Genomic DNA, 16,621 nt, shown 5'->3' with positions numbered 1-16,621 from the left:
TATTAATCTATAGTTGATCGTACTCCTGAAACACACAGTAAAAAATAAGTGAGGGAACGCCAATGAAGTGGCAAAGATTATTGTCAAAAAATGTACAAAATCTATTTATATTGATCCATCAAATGAAAGATTTATCGTGGAAAAAAACGGATCTAGCAGAAAAACTATTAGTTGATGTAAAAACGATCGATCGATATTTAAAAAGATTAGAAGAAGGAGATTTTCCGATCCAACTGATTCAACATAAAAAAAGCGTAAAGCTGATTTATAATAAAGGCTACAGTGAGCCCTATTTGTTATTTGATTTTCTGATCCACTCTTCGTCCTTTTGCTTATTGAAGGATTTGATTTTGAACACGGAGTATCAACAAGAGTATGATCGCTCCTCACAAGAGCGTCTAAGAAAATGGCTGGGTGAATATCATTTGTCTTTTTCTTATCGAAAACAACAACTTTATGGTTCTGAAAGAAAGATACGCTATCTTTTTTTCTGTTTTCTTAAAGATTTTCCCCTCTTTTTTATTGGGGATACAGAACAGTCTTTTTCCGAATTATTTATCCATTTGTTGGAGACACGTGACCAAAATGCCGAAATCAAAATATTAGACGAACATCGCACGCTTTTTTTTGAACTTTTTCCAGAGTTGTTATTCCGACACGAACAACGTTTATCTGTCCGCGAAAAAAATTACCGCTGTATCGTTCGTTTAAGTTGCAACATCATTATCGAAAAATACTGGAAAAAAATTGAAGAAACGAAAATCTACCGAAAATTAATGACCTTAACAGAGAAATTGGATTCGTTGTTTTGGTTGGCTAGTGAATTTGAAAGTACGAATAAAACAACGATTACGCGAGTTATCTATCAAGAGTGGCTCCGTTACTCAATTGGACTACACGAAAGAGTAGTCAAAGAGGAATTTCATGAGTATCAGGAAAGCTTGCGTTTGGTGCCGAATGTTAATGAAAAACTTTATCAATACCGGATGGCTTTACAACAAGCACTTACATATCCATCGTATGAATGGGGCCTACTTTTACTTAAAGTTTTGCAAGAAAGAGGATACCTGGAAATCTATCCACCAGAAGTAAAAATCGTCTTTTTTTTTCGTTACGATCATGAGGAAGCGCGCCGCCTAGCTTCTGTTCTGGATAAGACCTTGCGACATCGAAAACGGACCTCCATACATGTTTGTACTCGATCAATCCCTCCAAGTTATGCACAATTGATTATTACGGACCATTTTTTTCCATTAAATAATAGTAAACATCAAAAGACTTATTTCTACCAACCTTCTTTTGGGGTAGATCGTCTACTATCAGATATTGATTATTGGATTGATACGAAAAATTGATTTTTATCATATGAAAAGGGTGTGTTATAATAAAGAAGATGAGTAAAGGAGGATGTCTTTTGGATTTAAAGAAATTAGAAGTTCCTACATCTTCAATCACTGAAGTAAAACGATCACCGATGGATGTATTTGATCAGGCAAGAAAAGCTGAAACCGGTGTATATATATTTAATCGTGAAAAAGTTGCAGGAGTGATGTTGACACAAGAGCAATATGAAACACTGTTACAAGAATTAGCAGATTTACGTCAGAAGGCAAATGAAGAAGTACAGGCACCTATAGAAAGTAATGAACTACTTGGAAACTACACTGACCAAACAGCTGCTGTCGTTTCGACTTCTGATGGTCTAGATGAGTTGGTACAAACACTGAAACGTTATTTGATTACTGGTATAACGATTTCTGCTAAAAATTTAGATGAACGAATGGTTACACTAGGTTTCATTACGAAAAAGACGGGCTTTGGAGGAGTGGTCGATATGTTAAACGAATTGACCGCAACTGGAAAGATCAATTATCAGTTACGTAGAAAACCAAACAGTCGTACAGTAATTGCTGAGATTATTGGTGAACAAGACAGTCAATCACAATTATTTGATAAAATTATTATAAAAAAAATTTATCTGCATGAACTTTAATGAATAGCGTAAATTTTTATTTTTTGCTTCTTTCGGTGCTATGATTTTTCAGACTTTTTTACAAGGATCAATGAGAAATCATAGCTGATTTTCTATAAAAATTGGGTGGTTACCGATCCTTTGCTAGTCATATTTTTTCGATTCACTGATTTAACGAGTGAAAATTCTTGCCCAAAAAGCCCCAAGAATTTGAGGGATCAAATACAAAACCGAAAGCAGTAAAATCAGTTGGGTTGGTTTGAATGGCTGGTAAAAGAAATGCCAATCAGAGTAATAGTGACAAATCAAATAAGAAATGAATGTTGAACTAATATTAATAAAGAAGAGAAAGAGTAACTGTTGCTTTTTCTGGAAGCTAAAGCCAGCGTAAAAAGACAGAAAAATCAAAAAAATCAAGCCAAAAACAGAATGATACCGATAATCTAGTAGTAAAGAGAAGTACACATACGGAATGAAAAGTAAGAGCAAAATTAATTTTTTTCCATGATTTTTCATGGTGTGTTCCCCCAATCAGGTGAATCCGATTTCTTCTACTTTCATTCTAAAATCAACCAGCTAATAATCAAACACTTTTTTGAAATTTGTAGATTAAATGAATAAACTCTCATAGCCTTATCTCTAAAAAAAAAGATTTTCCCCCTAATTTTTTTAGAGAAAACGCTTATAGTAGGTGAAAGAAAAAATCGCGTAGGAGTAAAGTGATGAAAAAGAAAATAAAACTTGAACAATTGTATTTATTTTTTTGGTTTTTTCCAATTCTGCTGTTGCCGTTTACTTGGGTGAATGCCGTTGTTCAGGGAGCAGAAATTTTGGGGCTAATTCATGGTACTGGGATTGTAGTATCGAAAAATTTTCCGATTTTAACACTATTCTATTTTTTAGTGAGTATGAGCTTGATTTTGACAAATAAATTTATGAATAGTTATAATTGGCATTTGATTCATTTTTCTTGTATGTTGGTTTTTACTTCCTTTTTTTCTATTCTGCCACGAATCATTGTTGGACCGAATGGCTTAAGTGAAAGCGGATTGAAAGATACAGGGGAAACTTCGATGTACTTTTTGACCATTAAACCAAGTTTTTATCTAGCGATTCTTTCGTTTTTATTAGCAGTCATTTTTTATTCTATAGCAAAATTAAGAATAGAAGAAAAACTGTCCGGCGAAGTTAATAAATAGGTTCAATAAAAAGTAAACATTGTGAGCAAATGATAGTAGCGAACAGTGTTTTTTTGCTCTTTGTCAAATGATGTTGAAGAAGAGAATCTTAGAATCATTTGGCCAGAAAGAGGAAACCTTTTTTATATCACACTACTTGATCCCAAAATAGGCATTGGCATGATTCGACGTTTTAAAAGCACTGAACAAAAATACCTGAAAGGATGGCAGGAAAGCAAGAACAACTTAAGGAAATAGAAGAGAAGTTAGAAATAGCGAAAAAACAGCTTCGTTTCCCACAAAAGGAAGAACTCAAAGAAAAAGTGGTAGAACAAACTAGAATAAACATAGAAATGGAGTATTCACTAAGTAAGAAGTTAGATACGCAATCAATGGATGAAGATATGAATGAAGCAATGTTGCCTGAAGAAGAATATAATGAAGAAAATCAAATCGAAATATAAAAGAATAAATAACTGAATGTATTACATATTCCGCAAAGGAAATATCTCTTTTCGTATAATAATCAACCTATTTAAAAAATTCAAATAGCCTTTTTAGGCAAGCTAAAGATCTTCATTCTATGATATAATATTATTGTAGAAAGTTTGTGGCGGTTTGGCAAATCCAATTGAAGGAGCGTGGTGCCTATGGGCTTATTAGCTTATCGGACGTACTCTTTAGAAAGGAAATGCCTGATTTGTTCTCATTGGATCAAATCATTGCTATTATCGGAGCAGCAGCAGTAGTAATTACTGCCGTAGCGAAAGCTAGCGATTCGATTTTAGCTTGGTTAAAGTTCAAAAAAGAACAAAAAAAATAGAGCCGTCTCAACTTTTGGCGAAGTAGACAGGCTCTAAAGCTTTGTATATATGCCATCCGCTTTGAACGGACTACACTGGGCATGTTACAGCATGCCCTTTCATTTTTATTATAACCCATTTATCTAAATTTGAAAAGTAACTTTGTTTGCGAAGTGTTGTTCTGCATGACATTAAATATAGCATATTGCTACTTCTTCAATCATAGTAGAATCATTAATCCCAATTGCTATTCTATTACTTGAATAGGGCTTTTTGTCAAATGATGATTGTAGAAAGTTTGTGGCGGTTTGGCAAATCCAATTGAGGGGGCGTGATGCCTATGGGCTTATTAGCTTGTTGGACGTACTCTTTAGAAAGGAAATGCCTGATTTGTTCTCATTGGATCAAATCATTGCTATTATCGGAACAGCAGCAGTAATAATTACTGCAATAGCGAAAGCTAGTGATTCGATTTTAGCATGGTTAAAGTTCAAAAAAGAACAAAAAAAATAGAGCCGTCTCAACTTTTGGCAGAGTAGACAGGCTCTAAACTTGTTAAAAAATGCCATCCGCTTTGAACGGACTAGACATTAAGGGCTATGTTAGCGCATAGCTCCTTTATTTAATTATAGTATATCGTAGATAGAGAAGAAAGAAAAGGATTCAAGGTTAGTTTTGATATAAATTAACCTTTATTTTTGGGCTTTTTGTCAAATGACGTTGGTAAAGAGAAAGTCTAGAATCATTTGGACAGAAAGAAGAAAACTTCTTTCTGTGTTTTTTTTTGGTTAAAATAGTTTTACGTGACGGATCATGGTTTAAAGGATTTCAGGGGGGCTCTTCTCTCTATTTTTACATCATAAAAAATTTGTCGGTGAATTTCACCAACATCAAAAAGTACGAAGCCTTTTTATTTGGCTTCGATTTACGATAACTTTACATAAATTAACTGGATATTTACACCTTCAATATGCAGGATTTACAGTGGATTGTTACAATTTACTTGTAAATAAGAAAGGGGTATATCAATGAAAAAAGTATTATTTTCTTTAGGTGTTTTAGGTCTTATGTTAGCTGGCTGTGGTTCCGGTTCTGGTAGCACGGATGGCTCCGCAGCACAAAATAATTCTGCAACTTCTGGCGATCAAGTCAAAATCGTGGCTGTCGGATCTACTGCGCTCCAACCTCTAGTCGATGCAGCACAAGAAAGTTTTGTCCAAAAAAATCCCAACTATCAAATCTCTGTCCAAGGTGGCGGAAGTGGTACTGGGTTAAGTCAGGTCGAGTCTGGGGCAGTGACGATCGGAAACTCCGATGTCTTTGCTGAGGAAAAAGAAGGCGTAGATGCAAGTAAAATAAAGGATCATAAAGTTGCGGTGGTAGGTATGGCGCCAATCGTCAATAAAGACACGAACGTCAAAAATATTACAAAACAGGAATTAATTGATATATTCACTGGAAAAATTACCAATTGGCAAGAACTAGGTGGGAAAGATGAAAAAATCAATGTCATCAATCGGGCAAATGGTAGTGGTACACGAGCTACTTTTGAAAAGTGGGGATTAGATGGTGCTACTCCAGTACAATCACAAGAACAGGATTCATCAGGAACTGTTCGACAAATTGTTAGCCAAACTCCTGGCGCAATCAGCTACCTTGCTTTTTCTTATTTGGATGATAAAACACAGGCTTTAAGTATTGATGGTGTAGAACCAAAAGAAGAAAATGTTGCTGACAACAGTTGGAAAATTTGGTCTTATGAACACATGTATACAAAAGGTGAGCCTTCCCCAGAAGTTCAAAAATTTTTAGATTATATGATGACAGACGAAATCCAACAAGGACCGGTGAAAGAACTCGGTTACTTACCAATTACTGCGATGAAAGTAGAACGTGATGCTGAAGGAAACTTAAAATAAGCAATCATGTATTCAAATCTGCTACCCCTAAAAGTGTGCCTTTAACAGGCATGCTTTTTTTTTAGCTATTTCCTGCAAATGAATATGACAGTAATGAAAGATATTTATTAGTCATTTCATAGGCTTTTTTTTTACAAATGTATTAAGGTAAATATAATACTAATAATCGAGGTAAACGGTAAATGAGAATATTTAGTCATCAAACGGAAGTTGAAAAAGATCAAACTTCAGTTAAAAATATTACAAGATATGCTCCCGATTATCGAGAGGGGCTAACAGATGAGCAAGTTGCAGAACGAGTGCATGCTCAAGCAACAAATGAAACGATCGACCCATCATTTAAAACGAACAAACAAATCGTTTTGCAAAATATATTTACTTATTTTAATTTGATTTTTATCGTCTTAGCAGTTTTATTATGTCTAGTTAGTTCCTATAAAAATTTGACTTTTTTGCCAGTGATTCTTGCAAACACGGGAATTGCTATCTATCAAGAGATTCGCTCAAAAAAGATATTAGATAATTTGAGTGTACTGAATGCAGCAAAAGTTACAGTCGTAAGAAACGGCGTAGCCAATAAGATCGATATGGAGGAATTAGTTTTAGATGATGTCATCTTGCTCGAAACGGGTCAACAGATTCCAGCAGACGGTTATGTCTTAGACGGTAAATTACAAGTCAATGAAGCACTTTTGACAGGTGAAGCAGATGAGATCGTGAAAGAAGTAGATGATTATTTGATGTCAGGGAGCTTTGTCGTTTCTGGTAAGGCTTATGCACGATTAGACAAGGTTGGCTATGACTCTTACATCTCCCAATTAACAGCAAAAGCAAAAAAAATGGGAGGAGGCGAACAATCAGAAATGATTGCTTCGCTGAATAAATTAATCAAATGGATCGGGATCATTATTATTCCCATCGGTATCACCTTGTTTTCACAAAGTTACTTTTTTAATGGCAACACGATCAAAGAAAGTGTGGTAGCCATGGAAGCAGCTTTAATCGGGATGATACCAGAAGGCTTGTACTTATTGACAACGATCGCTCTAGCAATGAGTGCCGCTCGTTTAGCTAAGCAACGAGTATTATTACATGATATGAAAAGCATAGAGACTTTAGCAAGGGTTAATGTACTATGTGTAGATAAAACGGGAACTATTACTGAAAATCAGATGTCTGTACAAAAACTAGTGATTGCTAAAAATGAGCAGGCGGAGCAACAGGCAACTAGGATTCAAGAACTCATTTCAGATTATGCTAAAGCTATGGCAAATGACAATGCGACGATGCAAGCAATCAAAACGTACTTTAATAAGCCTACAGATCAAGAACCTTTATCTATCTTGCCTTTTTCGTCGGTACAAAAATTCAGTAGCGTAACATTTGCGGATGGGGTCTATGTATTAGGAGCGCCAGAAATGGTTTTACGTGAACGTTTCGAAACAGTTAAAAATGAATTTAGTCAATATGCTGATCAGGGCTATCGTGTGTTGGTTTTCGGTAGTTACCAAGGAATATTGAGCGAAGCACTTTTAGAAGCAGAAGTGATTCCGCTTGCTTATCTTTTGATTGCCAACCCAATTCGAAAAGAAGCCCCTGACACATTTGCTTATTTTAAGGAACAAGGGGTAGCAATCAAAGTGATTTCAGGGGATAATCCGCAGACCGTTTCAACTGTCGCATTACAGGCGGGCATTGCTAATGCAGACCAATATATTGATGTTTCTCAACTTGCTGAGGAAGATTATCTCTCAGCAGTGGAAAAATACACCGTATTTGGACGGGTTAAGCCTGAACAAAAAATGCAGTTCGTTCAGCTTCTTAAACAAAAAAATACAGTTGCGATGACTGGTGATGGTGTCAATGATATTTTAGCAATGAAAGAAGCTGATTGTAGTATCGCTATGGCTTCTGGCAACGAAGCAACGATCCAAGCTGCGCAAGTTGCTTTATTAGATTCTGATTTTTCTAGAATGCCTGAGATCGTAGCAGAAGGTCGGCGAGTTGTTAATAATATTGAACGATCTGCTAGTTTGTTTTTAGTAAAAAATATTTTTTCTTTCTTACTTTCCGTCTTTTCTGTCTTGTTCGCACTGACTTATCCGTTGGAGCCTTCTCAAATTACATTGATTAGTCTGTTTACGATTGGTTTGCCATCGTTTTTACTTGCTCTTGAAGAAAACAAAAATCGAATTGAAGGAAAGTTTATGGTGAATGTCTTAGAAAAAGCCATTCCTGGTGGGCTAACAGATATGACTGTCGTGGGGACTTTAGTGGTAGGCGGTGTCATCTTGCATTTGAACAAGACAGATGTTTCCACTGCTTCAACGATGCTACTGACAGCGGTTGGTTTTCTCGTACTCTATAAAATTTGTCACCCATTGAACCAATTCAGAGGGCGGATCATTTTATTTTGTGCAGCAGGTATCTTATTTTCAGTCGTCTTTCTGCATAAATTATTTTCTATCTCCGCTATTTCACCCGTTTCGATTCTGTTGCTTTTGATTCTATTTTTTGCGGCGGACTCGATTTTCCGGCAGTATACGCGAATGATTGAAAATTACAGCCAATTGAAAGATGGAAAGAAAAAACGGTCTGCTTGGTTCTGGCTCAAAGTGCTGTTTTCAGTAGACAATAAACACGATTAACAGATAGACAAAACAAAAATAGGCGGTTATGCCAACCGCCTATTTTTTCTGTTCCGCTATTTCACTTGTTCATTCATTTTTTGAAGATTTAAAGGTGATCATGCTGGAGGGATGGTGACGGTAAAAGTCGACCCCATTCCTGGATGACTTTCCACTTTGATCGTACCACCCAAGAGATTGACGTAATCTTTCACAATAGCCAGACCTAGACCAGTACCACCTGAGTGTCGACTACGTGCTTTATCCACTCGATAGAAGCGCTCAAAGATCCTTTCTTGATCTTCACGATCAATCCCAATACCAAAGTCTTGGACAGAGAATGTCAATTGGTTGTCAACCTCGTAACGGATGATTATTTTCTCTGATTCTTTAGAATATTGGATTGCATTTTCGATCAGATTTTTGATGATCGGGTATAAGAGTTCAGTTTGAGTTGTAAATGATTTTTCTTTCTGTTGCATTTCCAGGGTTAAGTGTTTCTTTTCGATCATTGGTTGGTAACTTTGAATGATTTGTTCAAAGTAAGTTGCTAAATGGATGGTTTGCGTTTCGTGTGCCGTTTCTTCATCTTTTGATAACTGAATGATTTCTCGGATCAGCTTATCTAAACGAATCGCATCTTTTTGCATGATCAATAGGAACTCATTCAATATTTTTGGGTCATCTTTGGCTCCATCCAGCAGTGTTTCAGTAAATCCGATCAATGAAGTAACCGGTGTTTTAAGTTCATGAGAAACATTTCCTACGAAGTCTTTTTGCAGTTTTTCTAATCGTCTTACTTTTGTGAGATCATAAGCCACGCCTAGAATCTGCCCAGTCTCTTCAGAACTATTGAAGTAACGTAAGCTGATGTCTAATGTTTGTTGTCCCTCTGAAATAGTAATTTCTTGATGGATCAATGGTTCATTTGGCGTAACTTGATGAATCAATTGGATTAATTTTGGCTCTTGAATGATCTCAGTATACCGTTGATTAGGCTGATAATCATGTACCCCTAAATGTGCCTGCATTTTTGGATTCAATAGTCGCAGATGTGACTCTGAATCGATCAAAAAGACACCAATCATTAATTCATTCAGTAGAGTATACAATTGTTCTTCAGTGGTCGTATAGGCACGATAGACTTTACTCATTTGTTCACTCAAAGCATTGATCGTTTGGTAAAGTTCTTCCCATTGATCAGAAGTTTGCATGATGGTCTCGGTTTTATCAGGGTTTTTGACCATTTTCTTTAAGACGGGCAGCACGGTTTTCAAGGGACGGTTACGTTGATAAACCAAATAATAGCTCATACTGGACAAAACAACGAAGAAAACCAAAAAGAAGAAAAAGACCCAACGACGAAAATTTTCTGTTCTTGGCAAAAAGCCATTTGTTGGTTCTGCGATTCGAATAATGGCTTCCAACTGCCCATTCTTCTTGATCGGTAGTGCTACATATAATAGTTCTTCCTTTAACGTACTGCTCATTCTTAAAGAAGTACCTAGTGAGCCGCCATCAAGGACTGCTTTGATTTCTGGACGAGTATTTCGCTGCCCTCGTAGTGAGTGATCGGTCGTATCGAATAGGATTGTACCATTTGGAGCTAATAAGGTTAGTCGTTCATTTGATTGATGAACAAAGTCTGTTAAAACTGATTGATTATGCTTCGAAGATAAATCATCAATAGTCAATTGCTGGATCAGCAATTGCCCTTTTTTTGAAAGATAGCTTTCTTGTTGCTCGATGATTTGTTGTTTGAAATATTGAGAAATCATTTGCCAGCCACCGAAAAACAGTCCCACTAAGAGAATGAAAAAGAAGACACGCTCAGAAATTTTTTTCCAATTCATCGTTTTGGTTCCTGAAATTTATAGCCAAAACCGCGAACTGTCACTAAATATTTTGGATGTTTAGGGTCTCTTTCGATTTTTTCTCTTAAGTGACTGACATGGACATCAACGATTCGACTTTGACCTGCAAAATCAAAATTCCAGATGCGATTTAGCAGCGTATCACGATCAATTACACGATCTTTTCGTTTCATAAAATAAACGAGCAGTTCAAATTCTTTTGGCGTTAATTCGATTGGTCGTTCCTCTACGGTTACTTGGAAATTCGTTAAATCTGCTTTGATCTGTCCAATCGTTAGGTAAGCAGGTTCTGCTTCTTCTTGTTGGACATGGCGTGGTTCGATGCGGCGAAAAATAGCTTTCATTCGAGCAAGTACTTCTCTAGGGCTGAAAGGCTTTGTTAAATAATCATCAGCACCAATTTCCAAACCGATGATCCGATCGACCTGGTCATCTTTGGCTGTTAGCATTAAAATTGGAGTATCAATTTTTTCTTGTCTTAACTTTTGGGTGATTGCCATACCATCTATAGAAGGCAGCATCACATCTAAAATCATAAAATCAAAAGGTTCTTCCAGTGCTAATTCCAGTCCTTTTTGTCCGTCTAAAGCACTTGTTACTTGATACCCTTCTTTTTCCAGATTGAATGTCAACAATGTGACGATTGAAGGTTCATCATCTACCACTAATACTTTTTTCATAACTTCTCCCTTTTCTTGCGTTCATTCTTTTTGTTTATTTAAAAACAGCTATCAACTAATGCCTGGTTTTTTTAATTAAGTGTCATGAATAGACATTTCTTATTTTAGCATAGAATCCAGTAGAAGGACTATTTTACCAACTAAATAAATGGTATAATAGGAAGGCACTTTGTTGGATAAAGGAGTGAGTGGCAATTGATCGGAATTAGCGCTTGTTTAGGCGGTGTCTTATGTCGGTATGATGGACAAGAAAAAGCTGTGCCGGAATTAAAGAAACTGGTCGCTGAAGGTAAAGCGATCATGGTTTGTCCTGAAGTAATGGGCGGTCTTTCAACTCCTAGAGCCCCAGCAGAAATCGTTGGTGGCGATGGATTTGACGTTTGGAATGGTCAGGCAAAAGTGATCACTACAAATGGTGAAGACGTCACAAAAGCCTACCAAGAAGGGGCAATCCATGCTTATCAAAAATTAAAAGAGCAAGAAATAGATTTAGTGATATTAAAAGCGAAAAGTCCTTCTTGTGGTTCCTCTCTTATTTATGATGGGAGTTTTTCAGGAACCTTGAAGTCTGGAACTGGTGTGGCAACTGCTTATTTTATCCAACAAAAGATGACCGTACTCTCTGATGAAGAATGGTTGAAATTGCGAGGTGAACAGAATGGAAATCGAGAAAACGAACCGAATGAACGCACTTTTTGAATTTTATTCTACGCTTTTAACCGAAAAACAGATGAATTATATGGAGTTGTATTACGCAGACGATTTTTCATTAGGAGAAATAGCAGAAGAGTATGAAGTAAGTCGCCAAGCAGTATACGATAATATCAAACGAACCAGTAAGATTTTAGAAGATTATGAAAAGAAACTCCATCTTTTCTCTAATTATATTGTTCGGGAACAGTTATTAGAAAAAATGAAAACTTATGTAAAGGAAACTTATCCTAAAGATGAAGTTCTCCTTGATTATGTGAAACAGATCCAAGAAATTGAAGAATAAAGGAATGAAGAAATCATGGCATTTGAAAATTTAACGGAGCGCCTTCAACAGGCAATGAGCAAGTTAAGAAAAAAAGGGAAAGTTTCAGAAGCTGACGTCAAAGAAATGATGCGGGAGATCCGCCTTGCATTACTAGAAGCCGATGTAAACTTACAAGTAGTAAAAGACTTTACGAAGCGTGTTCGAGAACGGGCGATTGGTGTAGAAGTATTAGAAAGTTTAACACCTGCACAACAAATCGTTAAGATCGTTGATGAAGAATTGACGATCACTTTAGGGGCAGAAACTGTTGAATTGAATAAATCACCAAAAATTCCAACAGTCATCATGATGGCAGGTTTGCAAGGGGCAGGTAAGACGACGTTTACTGGTAAACTAGCCAACTATTTAAAGAAAAATGAAAATGCACGTCCTTTACTAATCGCAGGTGACGTGTATCGTCCAGCTGCGATCGATCAATTGAAAGTTCTAGGGCAACAATTAGATGTCCCTGTTTTTGATATGGGAACAGATGTTAGTCCAGTTGAGATCGTTCGTCAAGGGATGGAATTAGCAAAAGAAAAGAAAAATGATTATGTTCTGATCGATACGGCGGGGCGTCTGCATATCGATGAAACCCTGATGGATGAATTGAAACAAATCAAAGAATTAACACAACCGAATGAAATCTTGTTGGTTGTCGATGCGATGACCGGTCAAGATGCTGTCAATGTGGCAGATAGTTTTAACCAACAACTAGGGATCACTGGGGTAGTTATTACTAAATTAGATGGTGATACACGTGGTGGTGCAGCACTTTCGATCCGTTCTGTGACTGGCGCACCAATCAAATTCATCGGGTCAGGGGAAAAATTAACAGATCTTGAAGTTTTCCACCCAGACCGTATGGCAAGCCGTATTCTTGGTATGGGCGATATGTTGACGTTGATCGAAAAAGCGCAACAAGACTATGACGAGAAAAAAGCAGAAGAATTAGCGAAAAAAATGCGGGAAAATTCATTTGATTTCAATGATTTCATTGAACAGTTGGATCAAGTGATGGGGATGGGACCGTTAGAGGATCTGATCAAAATGATTCCTGGGATGAACCAAGTACCAGGGATTGAAAATGTCAAAGTAGATCCTAAAGATGTCGAACGTAAAAAAGCAATGGTTTACTCAATGACACCTGCAGAAAGAGAAAACCCTGATTTATTGAATCCAAGTCGTCGCAGAAGGATTGCCGCAGGTTCTGGTAACAGTGTGGTTGAAGTTAACCGCATGATTAAGCAATTTAAAGAATCACGCAAAATGATGCAACAAATGTCTAAGGGAGATATGAATATTCCTGGAATGGACCAAATGTTTGGCACAGGTGTCAAAGGAAAACTTGGAAAAATGGCGATGAATCGCATGATCAAGAAAAACAAAAAGAAAAAGAAAAAACGGAAATAAAGCTTCTATCGTACGTCTATCGTACTTCTATTATAATAGTAGAATTTTGTTTACCGTTTCATCCATCGAAAGAATCGTTGAGTTAGCTTCTGCTGGCTTTGCGATTCTTTTTTTTGCATAATAGATAAACCCAATTCAAAAACTACCTGCCATAGCGTTCCTCTTTTTAGATAGAGAAACAAAGGAATGGTACAATAAAGCTAAGAGGTGAAGAGAATGAAACGAAGATGTCCTTGGGGTGAGCAAACAGCAAGTATGAAACATTATCATGACACAGTTTGGGGTGTTCCAGAATATGATGATCAATTACTTTTTCGTAAATTGATGTTAGATATCAATCAAGCGGGATTAAGCTGGCAAACGATTTTGAATAAAAGTGCCTCCTTTGATGAAGCTTATGACTTTTTTTCGATCGGTAAAGTAGCCGAATATACAGAAGCAAAAATCAATGAGTTGATGGAAAATAAAGGGATCATTCGTAACCGTCGTAAAATTGAAGCAGCGGTAGCCAATGCTCAGGGTGTCCAAAAAATCCAACATGAATTTGGTAGTTTTGCGGATTATTTGTGGTCATTTTCGGATCATCAAGTGATCAATCACTCGTATAAAGAACAAAATGAGGTACCAACAACGAGCCCGTTATCTGATCAAATCGCCAAAGATCTAAAACAACGCGGATTTAAATTCATCGGAAGCACAACGATATATGCTTTTTTAGAAGCTGTGGGAATTGTCAATGACCATTTAGATCATTGCTTTCGCAAACAAGAAGTCAGCCAGATGGGAAAAGGAGAGTGAATATGATGGGGAAAATCGTCTTTTATGGTGCCATTAGTTTAGATGGCTACTTAGCAACAAAAGAGGATAGTTTACAGTGGTTATTTGACACACCAACTGGAGAAAAAACAACTTACGAGGCTTTTTATCAAACAATTGATCAAACGATTATGGGAAGAAAAACTTATCAGGAAGCAAAAAAATTGTTAGCAACTGACCATCTGTATCCTGAAAAAAAGAATTTTGTATTTTCTTCTAATAAAGAGCTGGTATTAAATGATGCAACAGTTGTTCATGAAGATCCTGTTTCATTCGTGAAAAACATAAAAGAACATTCTAACCAAACAGTCTGGGTCGTTGGTGGTGGGAATTTATTGAAACCTTTGATCGAAAATCATTTAATTGATGAATGGTGGATCCAAATCGCACCTGTGCTTTTAGGAGAAGGTATTCGATTGTTTCAAGAAGGCGCATACGAAGAACGATTGAAACTAGTTGATACTAATTATTTTGGAGAGTTCATTGAATTGCATTATGTAAGTAATCGTGGAATATGATGGGAAAGATTATGTTGTGATGGCAAGTATTATTGTTTAAAAATAGTTTGATTAAATCAAGAGAGAAGGCGATTAAGACTTAAGTTAGTATGATGTATATTATAACTAACTTAAGTCTTAATCGTCTCTCATGTTAATAAATTGAGCGATTTCTTTATCACTACAACGATAAAGATTAAAAATATTGCGCAAACATTCGTAATTAGGTCTTCCTTTTCCTCTTTCCCAACAAGAAACGGTTTCTCGACTTACATTGAGATAATTTGCAACAAATGTTTGAGTATAATTTGCCTTTAATCTTTTTCGTTTTAACCACCTTGCATAGAAAATACAAATCACCCCTTAATATAAAGCGCTTCACTTTGAATTATATAGGTAACATATTGTATTTAAAAGGTGTTGTGTGGGGAAATTTTCCCCTTTACTAAAATAATACAAGGGTATACGATTTACATATATAAAAGTAAACGATTACTTTACTTTCTATAAAATGATAAATTAAGGAGATTTGATTGGATAAGTATTTTTTTAGAAAAACCTTTTACAAAAATAATTTAACTAGATTTGATGATTTTAAAATTGAAATACCATCTTCAATAACAATAGAAGGAAATTATTTATCTGATGATAAAATACCTGAGTTAAGGATTGAGCTAGATAATATTGGGAAAATTATTTGTAATAAATTGATTAATAGTAAAAATATCTTTTTTTTAGATTTAATTCAATGGATGAAAAGTATATTTCCCACCACGTCATTAGATACATTATATACCGATATTAAGTTATTTTTAATTTCAATGAATCAAAAAGGAATATTAAATTTTTTTCCAATCGAGAGGGCATCATTTATAGGTATCCTATTATGGAAATATCAAAATTTAAAAAATGATACAAGAATCCGCTATGATATTCAGGGGAAAAATAAATTTGGGAATTTTTGTGAGATTTTTAAATATGTGTTTAAAGAAAACATTTTTCCGATAGCATTCATAATTATAGCGGAGTTGATTGTTGTATATTTACTTAAAAATTATATTAAAATTTGGAATGCTAATTTTTTATTATTGTTACTACCGTTATATATATATTTAAATTTGTTAATTAGTTTAGTTATACATGAAACAGTACATTTAATCGTGTATAGATCAATTATGAAAAATTTTTCAGGTTATTTAGTATTAAGAAGATTCACTTTTTCTATAATTAGAGGCAAATTAAGGAAAAGTTTAAGTATAAAAGTTCGAGCTTCTGGAGCAGTATTTACTGTTTTACTGGGAATTATACTTTATTTGTTATCCAAAGAGTTGTGGGTAAGGATTCCCGCAGTTATATTCTTATTTCACATAATCAATTTGTTACCGATATTTGGTGATGGTTATGAAATAGTAAAAGAGTTGTTAAGTCATTAGACTTAATGTTCTTATAATAGCAAAAAGAAAGGTGAGTGTTAAATGAATTATTCAACACCAAAAATAGTGGAACAAAATATATCATTAACAGAAGATAAAGTAGTTTGGTATGTAGTAGCAATAGCAATTTTACTTTTACTTGCTATTACTATTGTTGGAGCAGCAGTCTTGTACTGTTTGACTAAAGGTAAAAACTTTACAGGATCGTGGTCATATGTAAATGGTAACGGCTCAGTTAGGTTAGGATGTAAATAATTAATTAAATCAAGTTAAAAACATTATTCATATCTTGGGACATACATTTTCAAAAAGGAGGAACTATATACAGCTGTATATTATATATCACTCCTTTTTGTTTTTATTTGCGTTAATTAATAATTATTTTTGGGAG

At 35.5% G+C, this 16,621-nt stretch carries 19 protein-coding genes; 15 read left to right on the top strand and 4 right to left on the bottom strand.

What is annotated here, in order from left to right:
- Nucleotides 1-62: 62 nt before the first annotated feature.
- Together IGJ32_RS08830 and IGJ32_RS08825 are read left to right on the top strand one after the other, a co-directional pair.
- Entirely contained in the window at nucleotides 63-1,355 is a 1,293-nt protein-coding gene (locus IGJ32_RS08830) for a helix-turn-helix domain-containing protein (RefSeq protein WP_128427349.1), read from the top strand.
- A gap of 59 nt (nucleotides 1,356-1,414) precedes the next feature.
- The gene (locus IGJ32_RS08825) at nucleotides 1,415-1,993 is read left to right on the top strand and encodes a prevent-host-death protein (RefSeq protein ID WP_081127999.1); all 579 of its coding nucleotides are present in this window, start codon (nucleotides 1,415-1,417) and stop codon (nucleotides 1,991-1,993) included.
- Nucleotides 1,994-2,143: 150 nt separating this feature from the next.
- On the opposite strand, the gene IGJ32_RS08820 is transcribed toward IGJ32_RS08825, so the two are convergent.
- Complete coding sequence (locus IGJ32_RS08820) at nucleotides 2,144-2,488, bottom strand: hypothetical protein (RefSeq protein ID WP_014834534.1); 345 nt, start codon at nucleotides 2,486-2,488, stop codon at nucleotides 2,144-2,146.
- A gap of 206 nt (nucleotides 2,489-2,694) precedes the next feature.
- Here IGJ32_RS08820 and IGJ32_RS08815 point away from each other — a divergent pair, with 206 nt between their 5' ends.
- The 6 genes from IGJ32_RS08815 (at nucleotide 2,695) to IGJ32_RS08790 (ending at nucleotide 8,520) form a co-directional block, all read left to right on the top strand.
- On the top strand, nucleotides 2,695-3,171 hold the full coding sequence (locus tag IGJ32_RS08815; protein ID WP_010718484.1) for a hypothetical protein: 477 nt from the start codon (nucleotides 2,695-2,697) through the stop codon (nucleotides 3,169-3,171).
- Nucleotides 3,172-3,374: 203 nt separating this feature from the next.
- Nucleotides 3,375-3,614 carry a hypothetical protein gene (locus IGJ32_RS08810; RefSeq protein WP_063627364.1) on the top strand — a complete coding sequence of 80 codons (240 nt, stop codon included), beginning with the start codon at nucleotides 3,375-3,377 and terminating at the stop codon, nucleotides 3,612-3,614.
- Between the two features lie 146 nt (nucleotides 3,615-3,760).
- Entirely contained in the window at nucleotides 3,761-3,973 is a 213-nt protein-coding gene (locus IGJ32_RS08805; protein ID WP_014834536.1) for a hypothetical protein, read from the top strand.
- Nucleotides 3,974-4,253: 280 nt separating this feature from the next.
- On the top strand, nucleotides 4,254-4,466 hold the full coding sequence (locus IGJ32_RS08800) for a hypothetical protein (RefSeq protein WP_126343546.1): 213 nt from the start codon (nucleotides 4,254-4,256) through the stop codon (nucleotides 4,464-4,466).
- Nucleotides 4,467-4,981: 515 nt separating this feature from the next.
- Nucleotides 4,982-5,872 (top strand): phosphate ABC transporter substrate-binding protein, encoded by an 891-nt coding sequence (locus IGJ32_RS08795; RefSeq protein ID WP_010737921.1) that lies wholly within the window; start codon nucleotides 4,982-4,984, stop codon nucleotides 5,870-5,872.
- 182 nt (nucleotides 5,873-6,054) lie between these two features.
- Complete coding sequence (locus tag IGJ32_RS08790) at nucleotides 6,055-8,520, top strand: cation-translocating P-type ATPase (protein ID WP_342081825.1); 2,466 nt, start codon at nucleotides 6,055-6,057, stop codon at nucleotides 8,518-8,520.
- A gap of 98 nt (nucleotides 8,521-8,618) precedes the next feature.
- Here the strand turns inward: IGJ32_RS08790 and IGJ32_RS08785 are convergent, their stop codons facing one another.
- Nucleotides 8,619-10,352, bottom strand: coding sequence for a sensor histidine kinase (locus tag IGJ32_RS08785; RefSeq protein ID WP_063627360.1), 1,734 nt, complete (start codon nucleotides 10,350-10,352; stop codon nucleotides 8,619-8,621).
- Nucleotides 10,349-11,053 (bottom strand): response regulator transcription factor, encoded by a 705-nt coding sequence (locus IGJ32_RS08780; RefSeq protein ID WP_010718479.1) that lies wholly within the window; start codon nucleotides 11,051-11,053, stop codon nucleotides 10,349-10,351. The genes IGJ32_RS08785 and IGJ32_RS08780 overlap by 4 nt, the downstream gene beginning before the upstream one ends.
- Before the next feature lie 195 nt (nucleotides 11,054-11,248).
- On the opposite strand from IGJ32_RS08780, the gene IGJ32_RS08775 reads away from it, so the two are divergent.
- From IGJ32_RS08775 to IGJ32_RS08755, 5 genes are all read left to right on the top strand, one after another.
- Nucleotides 11,249-11,752, top strand: coding sequence for a DUF523 domain-containing protein (locus IGJ32_RS08775; RefSeq protein ID WP_010718478.1), 504 nt, complete (start codon nucleotides 11,249-11,251; stop codon nucleotides 11,750-11,752).
- Entirely contained in the window at nucleotides 11,712-12,050 is a 339-nt protein-coding gene (locus IGJ32_RS08770; RefSeq protein ID WP_010718477.1) for a putative DNA-binding protein, read from the top strand. Before IGJ32_RS08775 ends, IGJ32_RS08770 begins: the two co-directional genes overlap by 41 nt.
- Nucleotides 12,051-12,065: 15 nt before the next feature.
- A complete protein-coding gene (ffh, locus tag IGJ32_RS08765; RefSeq protein ID WP_010718476.1) occupies nucleotides 12,066-13,484 on the top strand; it encodes a signal recognition particle protein in 1,419 nt (472 codons plus the stop codon).
- A 216-nt stretch (nucleotides 13,485-13,700) separates the two neighbouring features.
- Complete coding sequence (locus tag IGJ32_RS08760; protein WP_010737917.1) at nucleotides 13,701-14,282, top strand: DNA-3-methyladenine glycosylase I; 582 nt, start codon at nucleotides 13,701-13,703, stop codon at nucleotides 14,280-14,282.
- Nucleotides 14,283-14,287: 5 nt separating this feature from the next.
- A complete protein-coding gene (locus IGJ32_RS08755; protein WP_178287258.1) occupies nucleotides 14,288-14,818 on the top strand; it encodes a dihydrofolate reductase family protein in 531 nt (176 codons plus the stop codon).
- Nucleotides 14,819-14,935: 117 nt separating this feature from the next.
- Here the strand turns inward: IGJ32_RS08755 and IGJ32_RS08750 are convergent, their stop codons facing one another.
- Nucleotides 14,936-15,157, bottom strand: coding sequence for a helix-turn-helix domain-containing protein (locus tag IGJ32_RS08750; protein ID WP_228196763.1), 222 nt, complete (start codon nucleotides 15,155-15,157; stop codon nucleotides 14,936-14,938).
- 173 nt (nucleotides 15,158-15,330) lie between these two features.
- Here IGJ32_RS08750 and IGJ32_RS08745 point away from each other — a divergent pair, with 173 nt between their 5' ends.
- Nucleotides 15,331-16,230: a hypothetical protein gene (locus IGJ32_RS08745; RefSeq protein ID WP_342081823.1), complete on the top strand. Its 900-nt coding sequence runs from the start codon at nucleotides 15,331-15,333 to the stop codon at nucleotides 16,228-16,230.
- 42 nt (nucleotides 16,231-16,272) lie between these two features.
- Nucleotides 16,273-16,485: a hypothetical protein gene (locus IGJ32_RS08740; protein WP_010718472.1), complete on the top strand. Its 213-nt coding sequence runs from the start codon at nucleotides 16,273-16,275 to the stop codon at nucleotides 16,483-16,485.
- Nucleotides 16,486-16,621: the final 136 nt, after the last annotated feature.

The sequence above is a fragment of the Enterococcus sp. DIV1639a genome (assembly GCF_050530445.1).
GTDB classification, from domain to species: Bacteria; Bacillota; Bacilli; order Lactobacillales; family Enterococcaceae; genus Enterococcus_B; species Enterococcus_B hirae.
The sequence above is the reverse complement of the archived record's forward strand: the minus strand, read 5'-3'. Positions and strand labels throughout refer to the sequence as shown.

Coding starts and splice junctions, on each gene's coding strand:
- IGJ32_RS08760 (WP_010737917.1), top strand. CDS start 13,701: ATGAAACGAAGATGTCCTTGGGGTGAGCAAACAGCAAGTATGAAACAT.
- IGJ32_RS08755 (WP_178287258.1), top strand. CDS start 14,288: ATGGGGAAAATCGTCTTTTATGGTGCCATTAGTTTAGATGGCTACTTA.
- IGJ32_RS08780 (WP_010718479.1), bottom strand. CDS start 11,053: ATGAAAAAAGTATTAGTGGTAGATGATGAACCTTCAATCGTCACATTG.
- IGJ32_RS08790 (WP_342081825.1), top strand. CDS start 6,055: ATGAGAATATTTAGTCATCAAACGGAAGTTGAAAAAGATCAAACTTCA.
- IGJ32_RS08795 (WP_010737921.1), top strand. CDS start 4,982: ATGAAAAAAGTATTATTTTCTTTAGGTGTTTTAGGTCTTATGTTAGCT.
- IGJ32_RS08785 (WP_063627360.1), bottom strand. CDS start 10,352: ATGAATTGGAAAAAAATTTCTGAGCGTGTCTTCTTTTTCATTCTCTTA.
- IGJ32_RS08740 (WP_010718472.1), top strand. CDS start 16,273: ATGAATTATTCAACACCAAAAATAGTGGAACAAAATATATCATTAACA.
- IGJ32_RS08830 (WP_128427349.1), top strand. CDS start 63: ATGAAGTGGCAAAGATTATTGTCAAAAAATGTACAAAATCTATTTATA.
- ffh (WP_010718476.1), top strand. CDS start 12,066: ATGGCATTTGAAAATTTAACGGAGCGCCTTCAACAGGCAATGAGCAAG.
- IGJ32_RS08810 (WP_063627364.1), top strand. CDS start 3,375: ATGGCAGGAAAGCAAGAACAACTTAAGGAAATAGAAGAGAAGTTAGAA.
- IGJ32_RS08820 (WP_014834534.1), bottom strand. CDS start 2,488: ATGAAAAATCATGGAAAAAAATTAATTTTGCTCTTACTTTTCATTCCG.
- IGJ32_RS08815 (WP_010718484.1), top strand. CDS start 2,695: ATGAAAAAGAAAATAAAACTTGAACAATTGTATTTATTTTTTTGGTTT.
- IGJ32_RS08770 (WP_010718477.1), top strand. CDS start 11,712: ATGGAAATCGAGAAAACGAACCGAATGAACGCACTTTTTGAATTTTAT.